This is a genomic window from Burkholderia arboris, from assembly GCF_902499125.1.
GTDB lineage: Bacteria > Pseudomonadota > Gammaproteobacteria > Burkholderiales > Burkholderiaceae > Burkholderia > Burkholderia arboris.
Genome location: NZ_CABVPX010000034.1, coordinates 76,980 through 92,587 on the forward strand (window position 1 = coordinate 76,980; position 15,608 = coordinate 92,587).

The 15,608-nt window shown below is 69.1% G+C and carries 15 protein-coding genes; 6 read left to right on the forward strand and 9 right to left on the reverse strand.

Annotated elements, in window-relative coordinates; translation table 11 throughout:
• Nucleotides 1–528 precede the first annotated feature (528 nt).
• From pxpA to pxpB, 3 genes are read right to left on the reverse strand one after another with little or no spacing between them, the layout of a single operon-like run.
• Nucleotides 529–1,293, reverse strand: coding sequence for a 5-oxoprolinase subunit PxpA (pxpA, locus tag BLA15945_RS30950; RefSeq protein ID WP_034190296.1), 765 nt, complete (start codon nt 1,291–1,293; stop codon nt 529–531).
• Nucleotides 1,294–1,349: 56 nt separating this feature from the next.
• The gene (locus BLA15945_RS30955) at nt 1,350–2,417 is read right to left on the reverse strand and encodes a 5-oxoprolinase subunit C family protein (RefSeq protein WP_174994167.1); all 1,068 of its coding nucleotides are present in this window, start codon (nt 2,415–2,417) and stop codon (nt 1,350–1,352) included.
• Complete coding sequence (gene pxpB / locus BLA15945_RS30960; protein WP_059232969.1) at nt 2,414–3,070, reverse strand: 5-oxoprolinase subunit PxpB; 657 nt, start codon at nt 3,068–3,070, stop codon at nt 2,414–2,416. The genes BLA15945_RS30955 and pxpB overlap by 4 nt, the downstream gene beginning before the upstream one ends.
• Nucleotides 3,071–3,218: 148 nt before the next feature.
• Between pxpB and BLA15945_RS30965 the strand changes: the two genes are divergently transcribed.
• Entirely contained in the window at nt 3,219–3,731 is a 513-nt protein-coding gene (locus BLA15945_RS30965) for a winged helix DNA-binding protein (protein WP_006483173.1), read from the forward strand.
• 74 nt (nt 3,732–3,805) lie between these two features.
• Here the strand turns inward: BLA15945_RS30965 and BLA15945_RS30970 are convergent, their stop codons facing one another.
• Nucleotides 3,806–4,414 carry a 5-formyltetrahydrofolate cyclo-ligase gene (locus BLA15945_RS30970; RefSeq protein ID WP_059232970.1) on the reverse strand — a complete coding sequence of 203 codons (609 nt, stop codon included), beginning with the start codon at nt 4,412–4,414 and terminating at the stop codon, nt 3,806–3,808.
• An 8-nt stretch (nt 4,415–4,422) separates the two neighbouring features.
• On the opposite strand from BLA15945_RS30970, the gene BLA15945_RS30975 reads away from it, so the two are divergent.
• The 4 genes from BLA15945_RS30975 (at nt 4,423) to BLA15945_RS30990 (ending at nt 9,344) form a co-directional block, all read left to right on the forward strand.
• Entirely contained in the window at nt 4,423–6,375 is a 1,953-nt protein-coding gene (locus BLA15945_RS30975) for a lytic transglycosylase domain-containing protein (protein WP_059232971.1), read from the forward strand.
• A gap of 57 nt (nt 6,376–6,432) precedes the next feature.
• Complete coding sequence (locus BLA15945_RS30980; protein ID WP_174994168.1) at nt 6,433–7,392, forward strand: complex I NDUFA9 subunit family protein; 960 nt, start codon at nt 6,433–6,435, stop codon at nt 7,390–7,392.
• Between the two features lie 66 nt (nt 7,393–7,458).
• Nucleotides 7,459–8,106: a glutathione S-transferase family protein gene (locus BLA15945_RS30985; RefSeq protein WP_059232973.1), complete on the forward strand. Its 648-nt coding sequence runs from the start codon at nt 7,459–7,461 to the stop codon at nt 8,104–8,106.
• Complete coding sequence (locus BLA15945_RS30990) at nt 8,103–9,344, forward strand: multifunctional CCA addition/repair protein (protein WP_059232974.1); 1,242 nt, start codon at nt 8,103–8,105, stop codon at nt 9,342–9,344. The genes BLA15945_RS30985 and BLA15945_RS30990 overlap by 4 nt, the downstream gene beginning before the upstream one ends.
• A gap of 38 nt (nt 9,345–9,382) precedes the next feature.
• Here the strand turns inward: BLA15945_RS30990 and BLA15945_RS30995 are convergent, their stop codons facing one another.
• Nucleotides 9,383–10,162, reverse strand: coding sequence for a helix-turn-helix domain-containing protein (locus BLA15945_RS30995; RefSeq protein WP_174994169.1), 780 nt, complete (start codon nt 10,160–10,162; stop codon nt 9,383–9,385).
• Between the two features lie 376 nt (nt 10,163–10,538).
• On the opposite strand from BLA15945_RS30995, the gene BLA15945_RS31000 reads away from it, so the two are divergent.
• Nucleotides 10,539–12,389 (forward strand): M24 family metallopeptidase, encoded by a 1,851-nt coding sequence (locus BLA15945_RS31000; protein WP_059232976.1) that lies wholly within the window; start codon nt 10,539–10,541, stop codon nt 12,387–12,389.
• A 19-nt stretch (nt 12,390–12,408) separates the two neighbouring features.
• On the opposite strand, the gene BLA15945_RS31005 is transcribed toward BLA15945_RS31000, so the two are convergent.
• The 4 genes from BLA15945_RS31005 to flgA form a co-directional block, all read right to left on the reverse strand.
• Nucleotides 12,409–13,764, reverse strand: a complete 1,356-nt coding sequence (locus BLA15945_RS31005; RefSeq protein WP_174994170.1) for an SGNH/GDSL hydrolase family protein — start codon at nt 13,762–13,764, stop codon at nt 12,409–12,411.
• 160 nt (nt 13,765–13,924) lie between these two features.
• Nucleotides 13,925–14,365 carry a flagella synthesis protein FlgN gene (locus BLA15945_RS31010; protein ID WP_059236580.1) on the reverse strand — a complete coding sequence of 147 codons (441 nt, stop codon included), beginning with the start codon at nt 14,363–14,365 and terminating at the stop codon, nt 13,925–13,927.
• Between the two features lie 74 nt (nt 14,366–14,439).
• On the reverse strand, nt 14,440–14,769 hold the full coding sequence (gene flgM, locus BLA15945_RS31015; RefSeq protein WP_059232978.1) for a flagellar biosynthesis anti-sigma factor FlgM: 330 nt from the start codon (nt 14,767–14,769) through the stop codon (nt 14,440–14,442).
• A 118-nt stretch (nt 14,770–14,887) separates the two neighbouring features.
• Nucleotides 14,888–15,608 (reverse strand): flagellar basal body P-ring formation chaperone FlgA (gene flgA / locus BLA15945_RS31020; protein ID WP_174994171.1); only part of this gene is annotated, 721 nt, incomplete at its 5' end.

The window sequence follows — 15,608 nt, forward strand, 5'->3', positions numbered from 1 at the left end:
CCTGTTTGATTGACATCGCGCACCCTGCGTGAGGCACTTGATCGACGGTGCAAATCGATAAGGAAAACCCTTGAATTGTCGGAAAATAGCGTTTAAAACGATTGACATCCCGTTCTGCCAATCTCTATTCTTCACCCCACAAGTTGAAAAAATGAAAAGAATAGATAAGTTCTACGGGGTAGCAGAAATAAAGCGCGGGGTGAGCGTCGCCGGCACGTGAAGCACGTGCCGGCCGCGGAGAGTCTGCATGCACGGCGGGGCCAATCATCGTCGGATAACACATGCATGCAGGCCGACTTGCAGATAAGCGACGTTCCGTCGTCTGACCGGGGAATGCAGTGATCGGGCGGCGGCGGACGTTTTTTAATCCGGAAGATTTTTCCGGTCACCGTCGAAAGACGGTTTCGGGGGGCGAATCGACAGACGGCGAAGCCGCAGCGATTGCGCCAACGGAAAAGCGCCACGAGGGCGCTTTTTTCTTTTGTGCGGCCGATATGCGCAACGAGTGTCGCGCGGGATGAATTCGCGTCACGCGCCTTCGTCGGCCTGCAGCGCGCCGGGCGCGACGACGTCGACGCCGGCCGCCTCGAGCGCCGCGCGAATCCGCTTCGCGAACGCGAGGGCATGCGGGCCGTCGCCGTGCAGGCAGACGGTCTGCGCATTGAGCGGCACCCATTCGCCGCTCAGCGCGCGCACCTGCCGGTTGCGCACCATGTCGAGCGTGCGCGCGAGCACCGCGTCTTCATCGTCGATCAATGCGCCGGGCTGGCTGCGCGGCACGAGCGAGCCGTCCGCGCGGTAGCCGCGATCGGCGAACACTTCCTCCACCGCGGCGAGCCCCGCGTGCCGCGCGGCCGCGACGAACACGCTGTTCGCGAGCCCGAACACCGCGAGCGACGGATCGAAGTCGTGGATCGCGGACACCACCGCATCGGCGATCATCGGGTCGCGCGCGGCCTGGTTGTACAGCGCGCCGTGCGGCTTCACGTGCGCGATGCGCCCGCCTTCGGCCTGCGCGATCGCCGACAGCGCGCCGAGCTGGTACAGCACGCCCGCGTAGATGTCGCCGGCCGGCAGCTGCATTTCCTTGCGGCCGAAATTTTCCGGATCGTGAAAGCTTGGGTGCGCGCCGATCGACACGCCTTTCTGTACGGCCCAGCGCACGCAGTCGCGCATCGCATTCGCGCCGCCTGCATGCCAGCCGCACGCGATGTTCGCCGACGTGACGAGGTCGAGCAGCGCCTCGTCAGATCCGCATCCTTCGCCGAGATCGGCATTCAGATCGATTTCCATGATGTTCCTCGTCCACTGGTTGCGTGGCGCGTCTTTCGTTACTGCTTCGGCCATTGTCACGCTGCGCGCGATTGGGCGCGGCGGCGCGCTTCTTCTCGCATGTCGATCGCAACGTCGATCTGCCGCAGATAGGCACGTTCTGCGGCGAGGGCGGCGCGCGCGGCGTCGGGTGTCGTGCGCACGAAGCGGATCGGCAGGTTGAGCCGCGCCTGTGCGAGTTTCCACAGATCGGCGCGGATCACCGTGCCGATCTTCGGGTAGCCGCCGGTGGTCTGCGCGTCGTGCATCAGCACGATCGGCTGGCCGTTGGGCGGCACCTGGATCGTGCCGGGCAGCACCGCGTGCGACAGCAGCTCGACCGGCTGCTCGCGCACGAGCTCGGCGCCGGCGAGGCGATAGCCCATCCGGTTGCTGTTCGCGGTGACGAGCCATTCCTCGTCCCAGAACGCCTGCTGCGAATCGGCCGCGAACGATGCGTAGTCGGGGCCCGGCAGCACCCGCACCGGCATCGCCCATGGCGCATGCGCGGGGCGGTGGCGGCGCGGCGGCTCGTCGACGCGCACGAATGCGCACCACGCGGGCGCCTTCACGCCGAATTCGGGCGCATCGGCCGCGAGGCAGCCGGCGCCGGACGGCGGCACGCCGACCGGGAGCCGGTCGCCGTCGCGCAACGTGCGGCCGGCGAGGCCACCGAAGCGCGATGCGAGATCGGTACTGCGCGAGCCGAGCATCGGCAGCACGTCGATGCCGCCCGCGATGCACAGGTAGCCGCGCATCCCGCGTTTCGCGGCCGGCAGCACGAGCGTCTGTCCGGCCTCGACCGGCAGGCTCCACCACGAATACACGCGCCGGCCGTCGAGCGTCGCGCCGAATTCGGTGCCGGTGATCGCGATGCGCGTCGCGCGCGTGAAGCGGAACGTGGCGGGGCCGATCGTGATCTCGACGGCTGCCGCGTCGGGGCGGTTGCCGACGAGCCGGTTGCCGACCTCGAGCGCGAGCCCGTCGAGCGCGCCGCCTTGCGCGACGCCGAGATGGCGCGCGCCGCGGCGCCCGAGATCCTGCACGGTAGACAGCGGGCCGGCCCGCACCACCTCGATGGTGCCCGGTGCGTTGCTCTGGGTCATCGTGCGTCGACTCCGGCAATGGTGAAGCGCACGCGGTCGCCGGGCAGCAGCAGCGTCGGCTGCGGCCGCGCCGGATCGAACAGCACGCGAGACGTGCGGCCGATCAGCTGCCAGCCGCCCGGCGACGTGGCCGGGTAGATGCCCGTCTGCGCGCCGCCGATGCCGACCGAGCCGGCCGGCACCTCGAGGCGCGGCGCCGCGCGGCGCGGCGTGTGCAGCGATGGGGCGAGGCCGCCCAGATACGCGAAGCCCGGCTGGAAACCGACGAAGAACACGACGTATTCGCCGGCCGCATGGCGCGCGACGACCTCGTCGGCCGGCAGGCCCGTATGCGCGGCAACGGCTGCCAGGTCGGGGCCGGCGGCACCGCCGTATTCGACCGGGATCTCGACCTCGCGGCCGTCCGCGTGCTCGACGTCGGCCGTCTCCCACGCGTCGCGCAGCGCGGGCGTGAGCGATTCGGCGGTCGTGGCGAGGGCGTCGAACACGATGGTGAGGTTGTTCATGCCGGGGACGACGTCGATCACGTCGGGCCACGCGCGCGCGGCCTCGGCAACGGCCCAGACGCGGCGCTGGCAATCGAGCGTGGCGGGCGGCGGCACCTCGCAGACGAGGGCGGCATCGCCGAGCGGATAAATGCGGGGTTGCGTCATCGGACTGGCACGGTTCGGACGGCAATGTTAGCGCACATTGTCAATAAAATATCGACAACTTCCCAATAAGCGTTTTCGCCTAGCGTGTATGCCGGGGCTTCTGGCGTACACTCGGCACACCCTGTCACCCGGCTTGCGCCGCCTTTCCATGAAGCGTCCTGCGACCAAGATCGTGTCATCCGAACACCTCGTTTCCGATTCGAGCGCGGAGCTGTCGGAGCTCGAATACGGGCTCATCATGGCGGGCAACGCATTCAACCGCTGGATGGTGCGCTGCATGTCGGCGGCCGGCGCGAAGGACATGACGGCGGTCGAGGTATCGCTGCTGCATCACGTCAGCCATCGCGAACGCAAGAAGAAGCTCGCCGACATCTGCTTCGTGCTCAATATCGAGGATACGCACGTCGCGACCTATGCGCTGAAAAAACTGATCGCCCGCGGCTATGTGAAGAGCGAGAAGAACGGCAAGGAAGTGTTCTTTTTCGCGACCGACGCGGGCCGCGACCTGTGCCTGAAGTACCGCGAGGTGCGCGAGCACTGCCTGATCGAGACGTTGAAGGACAGCGGCCTCACCAACGAGCAGATCGGCGACGCGGCGCAGTTGCTGCGCCACGCATCGGGCCTCTACGACACGGCTGCACGCGCGGCGGCGTCGCTGTAAACGATTGCGGAAATCATTGCGCGCGGCCAGGCGCTGACGGGCGAGCGGCGACGACCGTGGCGCGCCGCGCCGCGTCATCCGGCGGCCGGGTAGAGCGCGGCGTCGGTCACGATCCAGCGCAGCGCGAGATCGTGCGCTTCGGCCGGCAGCGCATCGACGCGGCACGCGTCATACGCGATGCCGACCGTCACGGGCAGCGCATCGCCCGGCCACACGGCGAGCGTGCGGTCGTAGTAGCCGCCGCCGTAGCCGAGCCGGTAGCGCTGCAGATCGAATCCCACGCAGGGAATCAGCAACAGGTCGGGCACGACGACGATTCCCGACGCCGGTTCCGGAATCCGGTGATGACCTTCGCGCATCGGCGTGTGTGCGTCCCAGGCATGGAACGCGAGCGGCGTGTGACGCTCGCCGATCACCGGCAACGCGGCGTGCCGGCCGGCACCCGCCGCGCACCACGCGAGCACCGCATCGCGCGCATCGAATTCCCCCGGCAGCGGCCAGTAGAACCCGACCGTGCGCGGCGCCAGACGGTCGAGCAGCGCGCGCAGCCGCGCATCGAGCGCGGCGTTCGCGGCGGGCTGCGACGCGGCGTCGCGACGGGCGCCGGACAGCGTTTTGCGCAGCGCAACCTTCGGGTTCGGCACAGGGTTGCGTGCTATGCTTTCGCTCAATTCGTGCTCCATTCAAAACGATGTCGAACAGCCTTTTCCGAGTATATCGCGCGGTCGCGCTGACGCTTTCGGCCGCCGCGCTCGTCGCGGGTACGGCCGCGTGCGCCGCGCCGGGCGACGACACGGTCGCCGGGGATGACCAGATCTTCGTGCAGCTTCGCGAAGCCGCACGCCGCAACGACGCCGCGAAAGCCGCGCAGCTTGCGTCGATGATCCCGAATTATCCGGTCCCGTCCTACGTCGAGTATTTCCAGATCAAGCCGCAGCTGTTCGATTCGACGGGCCGTGCGCGCGTCGATGCGCCGGACGCGCCCGTGCAGTCGTTCCTGCAGCGCTACGACGGCCAGGCGATCGCCGACCGCCTGCGCAACGACTACCTGCTCGTGCTCGGCGCGCGCCACGACTGGCGCAACTTCGACGACCAGTACAAGCGCTTCGTGCTCGACGACGACACGCAGGTCAAGTGCTATGCGCTCGAATCGCGCGCGGCGCGTGGCGAGAACGTCGGCGATGCGGCGCGAGCGTTGCTCGTCGAGCCGAAGAACTACGGCGACGCATGCGTCGACCTGATCACCGCGTTGACCGTCAACCAGCAGTTCACGAGCGACGACGTGTGGCAGCAGGCACGCCTTGCGTACGAGCAGAACTACACGACGCTCGGCGGCAAGATCGTCGACGCGCTCGGCCCGCGCCCGGTCGGCTTCGACCAGGCGACGAGCGCGCCGCCGCTGTACCTCGCGCGCGGCGTCGGCGCCGACGCGACGTCGCACCAGCTCGCGCTGATCGCGCTCGGCCGCATGGCGCGCAACGATCCGGATGCAGCCGCCGGCATGCTGACGACGGTCGCGCCTGCGCTGACCAAGCCGGAACAGGCGATCGCGTGGGGTGCGATCGGCTACCAGGGCGCGATCAAGCGCTCGCCGCTCGCATCGGTCTGGTACGCGAAATCCGCGAATGCGCCGCTGTCGAACCCGGGCTACGAATGGCGCACGCGCGCCGCGCTGCTCGCCGGCAACTGGCCGATGGTGCGCTGGTCGATCGAGCAGATGCCGCCGTCGCTGCGCAACGATCCGGCCTGGATCTACTGGCATGCGCGCGCGCTCAAGCAGAGCGGCGACACGCTGCAGGCGAACCAGGAATTCGAGCAGGTCGCCGGCCAGTTCAACTTCTACGGGCAGCTTGCCGGTGAAGAGCTTGGCCAGCGCACGTCGATCCCGCCGCGCACGAAGGTGAGCGACGCCGAGATCGACGCGATGGGCAAGATTCCGGGCTTCGCGCTCGCGCAGCGCTTCTACGGGCTGAACCTGCGCCTCGAAGGCAACCGCGAATGGAACTGGCCGCTGCGCGGCATGACCGATCGCCAGCTGCTCGCGGCTGCCGAATACGGCAAGCGCGTCGAGCTGCTCGACCGCACGGTCAACACGGCCGACCGCACGAAGGCCGAGCACGACTTCACGCTGCGCTATCCGTCGCCGTACCGCAATATCGTCGAGCGCTATGCGCAATCGACGGGCCTCGATGTCGAATGGGCGTACGGGCTGATCCGCCAGGAATCGCGCTTCATCATCAGCGCGCGTTCGTCGGTGGGCGCGGGCGGCCTGATGCAGCTGATGCCGGCAACGGCCCAGATGGTCGCGAAGAAGCTCGGCATGGGCACGATCACGCGCGCGCAGATGCACGACATCGATACCAACATCCAGCTCGGCACCTGGTATCTGGCGGACATCTACAACAACTTCGACAGCTCGCCCGTGCTCGCCACCGCCGGCTACAACGCGGGCCCCGGCCGGCCGCGCCAGTGGCGCCAGGTGTTGACGCAGCCCGTCGAAGGCGCGATCTTCGCGGAGACGATTCCGTTCAACGAGACGCGCGACTACGTGAAGAACGTGCTGTCGAACACCGTCTACTACGCGGCGCTCTTCGAGGGCAAGCCGCAGTCGTTGAAGAAACGCCTAGGCATGATCTCGCCCTGATACGCAATCTTCACACTGCCGCGCGAGACGCGGCAGTGTTCTTTTGAGGTCCCGAACATGGATCGCCAGACCGTCGCGCTGCTGGGCGGCACCGGCTTCATCGGCAGCCGGCTCGTCAATGCGCTGATCGACGCCGGCAAGCAGGTCCGGATCGCCACGCGCCGGCGCGACCACGCGCGCCACCTGCAGATGCTGCCGGTCGAGATCGTCGAACTCGACGCCCTCGACACGCGCACGCTCGCGCGCTTCGTCGCCGGCGCGCAGGCGGCGATCAACCTGGTCGGCGTGCTGCACGGCGGCCGCGGTACGCCGTACGGGCCCGGCTTCGAGCGCGCGCATGTCGCGCTGCCGGCCGCGCTGGCGAGCGCCTGCACCGAGGTTGGTGTGCGGCGCCTGCTGCACATGAGCGCGCTCGGCGCCGATTCGCACGGCCCGAGCATGTACCAGCGCTCGAAGGGCGACGGCGAGGCCGCGCTGCATGCGATCGCGGCGACCGATTCGCTCGCGCTGACGATCTTCCGCCCGTCGGTCGTGTTCGGCCCCGGCGACGCGTTCCTCAACACGTTCGCGAACCTGCAGCGTACGGTGCCCGTGCTGCCGCTCGCGATGCCCGATGCGCGCTTCCAGCCGGTGTTCGTCGGCGACGTCGTACGCGCGTTCGTGAACACGCTCGATCTCGCGGCCGCGCACGGCAAGACCTACGAACTCGGCGGCCCGACCGTCTATACGCTCGAGCAGCTGGTGCGCTATTGCGGCACGCTGGTCGGCCGGCAGGCACGCATCGTGCGGCTGCCCGACGCGCTCGCGCGGCTGCAGGCGAGCGTGTTCGAATGCCTGCCGGGCGAGCCCGTGCTCACGCGCGACAATCTCGCGACGTTGTCGGTGCCGAACGTGCTGTCGGGGCCGCTCGCGCCGGAACTCGGGATCTCGCCCGCGAGTCTCGAAAGCATTGCACCCGCGTATCTCGGCGAAGCCACGAAGCGCTCGCGGTTCGACTGGTTCCGCTCGCGCCGCTAGCGCCCGCGCGGAGCGCCGCCGTCCGGCCCCTTTCCCTTTCCTTTTCGCGTTGTCCGGAACCCCGTCATGAAACTCGTCATTGGTGACAAGAATTACTCGTCGTGGTCGATGCGGCCGTGGCTGCTGCTCGCGCATTTCGGCATCCCGTTCGACGAGATCGCGGTCGAGCTGCGCCGCGACGATACGGCCGCGCGTATCCGCGAATACTCGCCGACCGGCAAGGTGCCGTGCCTGATCGACGACCACGGCATCGCGATCTGGGATTCGCTCGCGATCGCCGAGACGCTCGCCGAGCGCTATCCGCAGTTCCCGATGTGGCCGGCCGATCCGCTCGAGCGCGCGCATGCCCGCTGCGTGTCGGCCGAGATGCATTCGGGCTTCGCGGCGCTGCGTACGCAGATGGGCATGAACGTGCGCGCGTCGATGCCGGGGCGCGGCGCGACGCCGGACGCGCTCGCCGATGTCGCGCGCATCGATGCGCTGTGGAGCGCGTGCCTCGAGGCGTCGGGCGGGCCGTTCCTGTTCGGCGAATTCGGGATCGCCGATGCGATGTACGCGCCTGTCGTCATGCGCTTCAACACGTACGCGCCGGGCCTGTCACCGGACGCGGCCGGCTATGCGGCACGCGTGACGGCACTGCCGGCCGTGCAGCGCTGGATCGACGCCGCGCGCCGCGAAACGAACGTGATCGCCGAATACGAGCCGACGCCATGAATATCTACGCAGTAGGCGGCGCGATCCGCGACGAATTGCTCGGCGTGCCCGTGCAGGACCGCGACTACGTGGTGGTCGGCGCGACGCCCGAGCAGATGGCCGCGCAGGGCTTCCGGCCGGTCGGCAAGGATTTCCCGGTGTTCCTGCATCCGCAGACGCAGGAGGAGTACGCGCTGGCGCGCACCGAGCGCAAGACGGCGGCTGGCTATCACGGGTTCCAGTTCCATTACGCGCCGGACGTGACGCTCGACGAGGATCTCGCGCGGCGCGACCTGACGGTCAACGCGATGGCGCGCGAGGTGAGCCCGGAAGGCGCGCTGGTCGGGCCCGTGATCGATCCGTTCGACGGGCAGGCCGACCTGCGCGCGCGCGTGTTCCGGCACGTCAGCGACGCGTTCGTCGAGGATCCGGTGCGGATCCTGCGCATTGCGCGTTTCGCCGCACGGTTCGCGGATTTCACGGTGGCGGACGAAACGCTCGCGCTGATGCGGCGGATGGCCGATGCGGGCGAAGTCGACGCGCTCGTGCCCGAGCGCGTGTGGCAGGAAATCGCGCGCGGGCTGATGGAGGCGAAGCCGTCGCGGATGTTCGCGGTGCTGCGCGAATGCGGCGCGCTCGCGCGCATCCTGCCCGAGGTCGACGCGCTGTGGGGCGTGCCGCAGCGCGCCGATTACCACCCGGAAGTCGATACCGGCGTGCACGTGATGATGGTCGTCGACTATGCGGCGAAGCAGGGCTATTCGCTGGCGGTGCGCTTCGCGGCGCTCACGCACGATCTCGGCAAGGCGACGACGCCCGCCGACGTGCTGCCGCGCCACGTCGGTCACGAGGGGCGCAGCGTCGACCTGCTCAAGCCGTTGTGCGAGCGGCTGCGGGTGCCGAACGAATGCCGCGATCTCGCGCTGGTGGTCGCGCGCGAGCACGGCAACCTGCATCGCGTGATGGAGATGGGCGCGGCCGCGCTGGTGCGGCTGTTCGAGCGCAGCGACGCGCTGCGCAAGCCGGCGCGTTTCGCCGAGCTGCTGCAGGCATGCGAATCGGATGCGCGCGGGCGGCTCGGGCTCGACGCGCAGCCGTATCCGCAGGCCGAGCGGCTGCGCGTCGCGCTCGCGGCCGCGCGCAGCGTCGACGCCGGCGCGATCGCGCGCGGCATCGGCAACGATACCGAGAAGATCAAGGAGGCCGTGCATCGCGCGCGGATCCAGGCTGTCGCGCAGGCGCTTGCGATCGGCGAATAGGCGCGGGACGGGCGCGCGGCGTGCGCGCCCGCCAGCCGTTACGACTTCTTCTTGCGTGACGGGGTGGCGGCGGCCGGGCGTTTGCCGGCGGCGGCGCGCGGCTTTGCCGACGCCTTCTTTTCCGCCGCGCCGGCTTTGGCCGGCCGTGCCGCATCCGCGTCGCGATCGCCCTGTTTGGGCAGCGGCGCGCGGCGGCTCACACGCGGCTCGCCGGGCTTCGACTGCCGGATTTCCGTCGTCGCGGACAAGAATTTTGCGCAACTGTCGTCGAACAGCGGCAGCGTGCTGACCGCGATCAGCTCGGCCGGCCCGTCGCCGACGTTGGCCACGCGATGCCGCTTGCGCGCGTCGAAGTGCAGCGAGTCGCCGGGCGTCAGCGGGTAATCCTTCTTGCCGACCGTGTAGCAGATGCGGCCGGCCAGCACGTAGACGAATTCGTCGCCGCCGTGCGCCACCCATTCCGAGCGGTAGCCTTCCATCATCTGCACCTTCAGCGCGTTGATCTGACTGCCGTCGAACGTGGTGGAGAGCCGCTCGTACCACTGCGACGTGGCGTCGAGCGCGTACGGCTCGCGGCTGCCTTCATGCGAATCGGGCTGCGCCTGGCGCGGCTGGTCGATCAGCGCGCCGAGCGGCACGCCCAGCGCCTTCGCGACGTTGACGAGCGACGACAGCGAGATGCCCGTGAGATGGCGCTCGACCTGCGACAGGAACCCGACCGACAGTTTCGCTTCGGTCGCGACTTCCAGCAGCGTCTTCTTCGCTTCCCGGCGCAGGCGGCGAATGCGCTGGCCGATACGCATGATGTCTGAATCCATGAATCTCTTTCGTGGCAACGAGTCGGGACGCGGGCGGAAGGGCGGTGCAGCCGCCGGGACGACGAGGCGCGCGCATTGTACCGCGCGGTGCCGCCGGGCGAATTCACGTTGTGCCCGGATGCGCAGGCATCACGCCGATTTTAGTCCTACGAAAATTTCAGCTTGACCTCAATTTCCGCGTGCTCTAGATTCTGTCGCGCATCAAACAAAGTTAAGTGAGACAAAAATCCCCCAAAGGCCTGCCGCCGGAACGGCACCGCAGCCCGGCCGCGCGCCGGGCCGGGCGTCATCCGCGCCGCGTCGGCGTGTCGTTTCAGGCATGCGCCATGCCACGACACGCCGCCAGCCGCCGACTACAACGAATAACGGGCATCCGATGATCGATCGACTGAAATACAGCTTCTCCGGCCTTCCCCCGTACGACGCGTCCGTCGCCGACACGCAAGCCGGCCTGTCGCGCCTGCTCGACGTTGCGCGGCTCGACGCGGTGGTCGTCACGTCGCAGGACGAGTACGTGACCGAGTACCTGCCGCGCAGCAACAACCCGCGCTACGCGGTGTCCGGCTTCGACGGCTCGGCGGGCTGCGGGATCTTCCTGAGCGCGGCGACCGCGCAGGCGCTGGACCTGCCGCCGTTCGTGCTGTTCGTCGATGGCCGCTATCACCTGCAGGCCGAGCAGCAGTGCGATCCGGCGCGCGTGCGTATCGAGAAGCTCGGGATGAACGTGACGATCTGGCAGGCGATGGCCGACTGGCTGGTCGCGCATGCGAGCCGGCTCGCGCGAGTCGGCTACGACGCGCTGCGGATCAGCGTCGGGCAGCGCGACCGGCTGTTCGCGCAGACGCAGGCCGCATCGCTCGACTGGACGAGCCTCGCCGGTCGCGAGATCGACCGCGCGATCGCGCTGCCGGGCTGGATCGTCGAACGGCCGATCTTCGAGGTGCCGGAAGCAATGACCGGCCTGAGCGTCGCCCAGAACCTCGACACGCTGAACCGCCGGCTCGCCGCGCATACCGGCGCGGCCGACGGCAAGACCGCGTTCTTCTCGTGCGCATCGGACGATCTCGCGTACCTGCTGAACAGCCGCGGCTATCACATCCCGAATGCGTCGTCGCACCTCGGCTTCCTATTCGCGGTCGGCGGGCAGGTGGCGCTGTTCCTGCCGGAAGGCTGCGACCGCTGCGAGGTCGCGCTTGATTCGTATCCGGCGCTGCACGTGATCCGGCGCGATGTGGCGGCGCTCGAGCGCTTTCTCGCGCCGTTCGCGGTCGAGCACGTGTGCTACGGCTTCGAATCGGTGAACTGCGCGCTCGTCGACGCGGTGCGGCGTGTGTGGCCGCACGCGCGGCATGCCGATTTCAACCCGGTCGAGGCGATGCGGGCGAGCAAGACGCCGGCGGTGCTCGACCGGTTTCGCGACGCGTTTGCGCGCAGCTCCGCGGCGATCGCCGAAACGATGCGCTGGGCGAAGGCCGGCGAGCCGGGCGCGCGCCACACCGAATACGACCTCGCGCGTACGATCAACGACGCGTATGGCGCGCGCTCGGCCGTCGCGCTGACGTTCCCGTCGATCGCGGCGAACGGCGCGAACAGCGCCTTCGCGCATTACACGGCGGCGAGCGCCAGCGTCGAGCTGACCGAAGGCGAACTCGTGCTGCTCGACAGCGGCGCGTACTACGAAGCCGGTTTCGCGACGGACTGCACGCGCGTCGTGCTGCGCCGGACGCATCCGGAGACGGTCGCGCAGCCGTGGCAGCGCGAGATCTACACCGTCGCGCTGAAGGCCTGCATCAAGGGGCTCGTCACGCGCTTTCCGGCCACCGCGAAGGGCGGCGACGTCGATGCGCTCGTGCGGCAGGTGTGCCGCGACCACGGCCACGATTTCGGCCACGGCACCGGGCACGGCGTCGGGATTCACGTCCACGAGGGCGGCGTGCGGTTCGCGCCGGGCGCGCAGTACGGGCTGGTGCCGAATGCGGTGATTTCGGTCGAACCGGGCATCTACCTGGCGGGCAAGGGCGGTGTGCGGATCGAGAACATCGTGATCGTCCGGCCGGACGACGCGCAGCCGGACACCGTGACGTTCGAGAACATCGTGACGGTCGGCTACGACTGGGACCTGATCGATCTCGACCTGCTCGACGATGGCGAGCGCGCGTACCTGCGCGACTACGAGCGGCTGTGCGTGGAGCGCGGCACGCAGGTCACCGCGTGTCCGCTGTTGTAAGCGCAGCCGCCCGCGTCGATCAGTTCAGCAGGCGCGCGCGCACGAACGGCGCGATCTGCTCGGCGAGCCACGCGTGCGTACGCGTCGTCGGGTGCAGCGTGTCCCAGAACACGAAGCGCGCCGGATCGCGACAGTCCGCACGCGGCGTCTGTGCGGCCATGTAGGTGAGCGACGACGGTTTCGGAATGTCGAGGCACGAGCGCTTCGCGTCGTCGAAGCCGAATGTCGCAGGATGGCTCAGCAGGTCGTCGAACAGCGCATACGCGTCGAACACCTCGAGCCGCAGCGTCGCGCCGTAGCGGGCGCGCAGCGCGGCGGCCGCGTCGGCGAGGCGCCGGTTGTAGTCCTTGACCTGCGCGGCGACGCTCGCCGTGTCGGCGCGGGTCGCGAACACCGGCGCGCGCGACACGTCGGGCAGCGTGACGAGCATGATCCGCGTCGCGCCGGCCGCGGCGAGCCGTTCGAGGCTGTCGCGCACCGCATTCGCCGCCTGCTCGGGCGAGCGCCCGTAGTTCACGAGATCGTTGCCGCCCGCGAACACCGCGAACAGCGTGTTGGCCGGCCGGTAGTCCGGTGCGCGCTCCATGTATTCGCGCCACGAGTCGATCTGCTGCACGAGGCCCGGCACGACGAGGTGCTGGTCGGTTGCCGCACCGCCGATCGCCCAGTTGTAGAACGGCAGCCGCAGCGCGTTCGCGAGATATTCGGCCCACACCGGGCCGTTGCTGAAGCGCCCCGCATGCCAGCTCGTGCCGTTCGGCAGCTTCCACTGGCTCGCGTTGAACATGTTCTGGGTGTCGGACAGGCTGTCGCCGAACACGATCAGCTTGTTGACGCGCGCGTCCTGCTGCGCGGCATCGATGGTCCATACCGTGTAGTTGAACGACAGCGCGTTGTTGGCCGCGACCGCCTGCGTGAGGCCGGACTGGATGCCTTTCGCCGCCAGCGTCGTGCGGCACACGTCGGCGAGCGTGTCCTGCGACGTCGTGCTGTAGAACATGTTCTTCCACTGCGTGACGCCGTCGGCCCACCAGTAGCCGGGCACGCGATACCAGTCGCCGCCGGCGGGGTCGCGCGCCCATTCGTAGTTCGCGGCGGGCTTCAGCGGATCCGCGTCGATCCGGTACCAGCAGCGCAGGTACGTGTAGGTGTCGGACCCGCGTCGCGCTGCGCGCAGTGACGCGCCAGGCGCGCGCGAAGCGGCCGGCGGCGCGACGTCGGGGCCGGCCGGCGACAACGACATGTTGCCCGTCGGCGTGGGCAGCGGCGCGGAGCCGGCGGCATGGGCGGCGGGGAGCGTCAGTGCGGCGCCGAGCGCCGCGACGGCGGAAACGGCAACGACACGGGATGACAACGGAATGCGGAAACAAGACATGCGGCCCTCTTCTGATTGTTGTGACGGGACGGCGGCGCGGCTGCGCGGCCGTGTATCGGAAGGGACCGTGAGTGCCGGGCTCGGGCCCGGTCTGTCGAAACCTGAAATGCCGCGGACGGCGGCGGGAGGCGGTTGGTGCGGTGGCGGCGGAGCCGGCCGGTCAGCGCGTCAGCGCCGAGACGCGCCCGTCCGGACCGTAGACGCCGGCCGGTGCGGGCGCCGAGCGCAGTACCGCGAGCGCGCGCTCGTTGTAGTCCATCCGGATCCGGATCAGCATCCCGTTGTTCGCGTTGGCCTGGCGCGCGCGTTCGGCGGCCTGTTGCAGCAGTTGCCAGCGGCCGGCGAGGCGCGCATCGCGCTCGGCAGCCTGGTCCATGCCTTTCTTGCCGGCCGGAAAACCGAGCGCGGAGAGCTGCGTGTCGCGCGTGCGTTCGAGCTGCGCGAGCCGGTCGATCAGTTCGCTCTTCTTTTCGACGATCCCGGGCAGCATCTCGAGCGGCTCGGCCGTCGTCAGCGCCTTTTCCTCGTAGACGAGCAGGGACGCGAACGCTTCGATCGTCGCATGTTCGTCGTTGACCGTGGCCAGCAGCTCTTCTCTCATCGCGTCATGCTCGTCGCGCCGGTGCACGCGGTGGCGCGCGCCGGCAAACCGGTGGAACCGGCCGCGAGGCCGGCTTAGTTACCCTGCGGGCGCTGTTGCTGCAGCAACTCGCGGGCGGTGTTCAATACGCCGTCGGCAATCTTGTTCGCGTCGATCGTCAGCGTGCCGTTGTTCAGCGCATCCTTGATCGACTGGACCAGGCCCGTGTCGATATCGGCGTTGCCCGACGCGGATATCGAACGCAGCTGGCCGGACAGACCCGACAGGTTCACGGTCGTGTCGCCGCCGGTCGATCCTGCGTCGGCCGCCGGTGCGGACGACTGGGCCGTGCCGGATTGCGCACGGGTCGCGCCGTTGCCGGTCGGCGCAAGGGGGCTCGGGTTCGGAGTGGAATCGATCTTCACGATGGGTTTCCTGTACGGTTTGACCCAGATAACGGCCGGGTCGGCCCGAACTTTAGCATCGCGAGCCCGAAATGCTCCGAATAAACAATTCTTTACATTCTTGCGGCGTGATCCGTCCCTACAGCGGAATTTCCACGGTTCCGGCGTCCTTGACGATCGCCGTGACGATCTGGCCCGCCGCCATCCGCACCCTTACCGACTGGCCCGGCGCCGCATTCGCGAGCACGCTGCCCTCGGCTGAAATCGTGAAACCGGGCCCGGCCGCGACGACCCGCACCGTCTGGCCGGCCGAGACCGACGCCGCGCTCTTCAGCATGTCCTGCCGCAGCGGCAGCCCGGCCGAGATGCGCGCGAGCGCGGTCGAGCCGATCGCCTGCGCCGGATCGGTGATCACCGCGAGCGGCATGACCGTCAGGTCGCCGTCGCGGGCAACCAGGTCGGCCGCGGAGAGCGGCTCGCCGGGCGCGATCTGGCGCGCGGCGATGTAGTAGGTGGCCTGCACGGCGACCTTCGCCTGCAGGTAGACGGTCCACGGCCGCTCGCCCGCGCAGCGCACGCCGACCGTCGTGCGGCCCCACAGGCGCGCGCCGGTCGGCAGGAACGGCTCGAGTGTCGTGCACGCGACGAGCCCGCGCGGAAACGCGGTCGTGACCGTCGCGGTGGTCTTGCCGGGCAGGCCGGCGATCTGCTGCTGCAGGAATGCGAGGGCCGCGCGGCGGATCGTCTCGGGATCCTGCTGGCCGGGCGGCGTCGCGGGCTGGGCCGCGGAAGCCGCCGCAGCCGGGTTCGCGGAAACCGCCGTTGCGCGCGGCGCCGGCGCGGCTGACGCGGCGCGGACC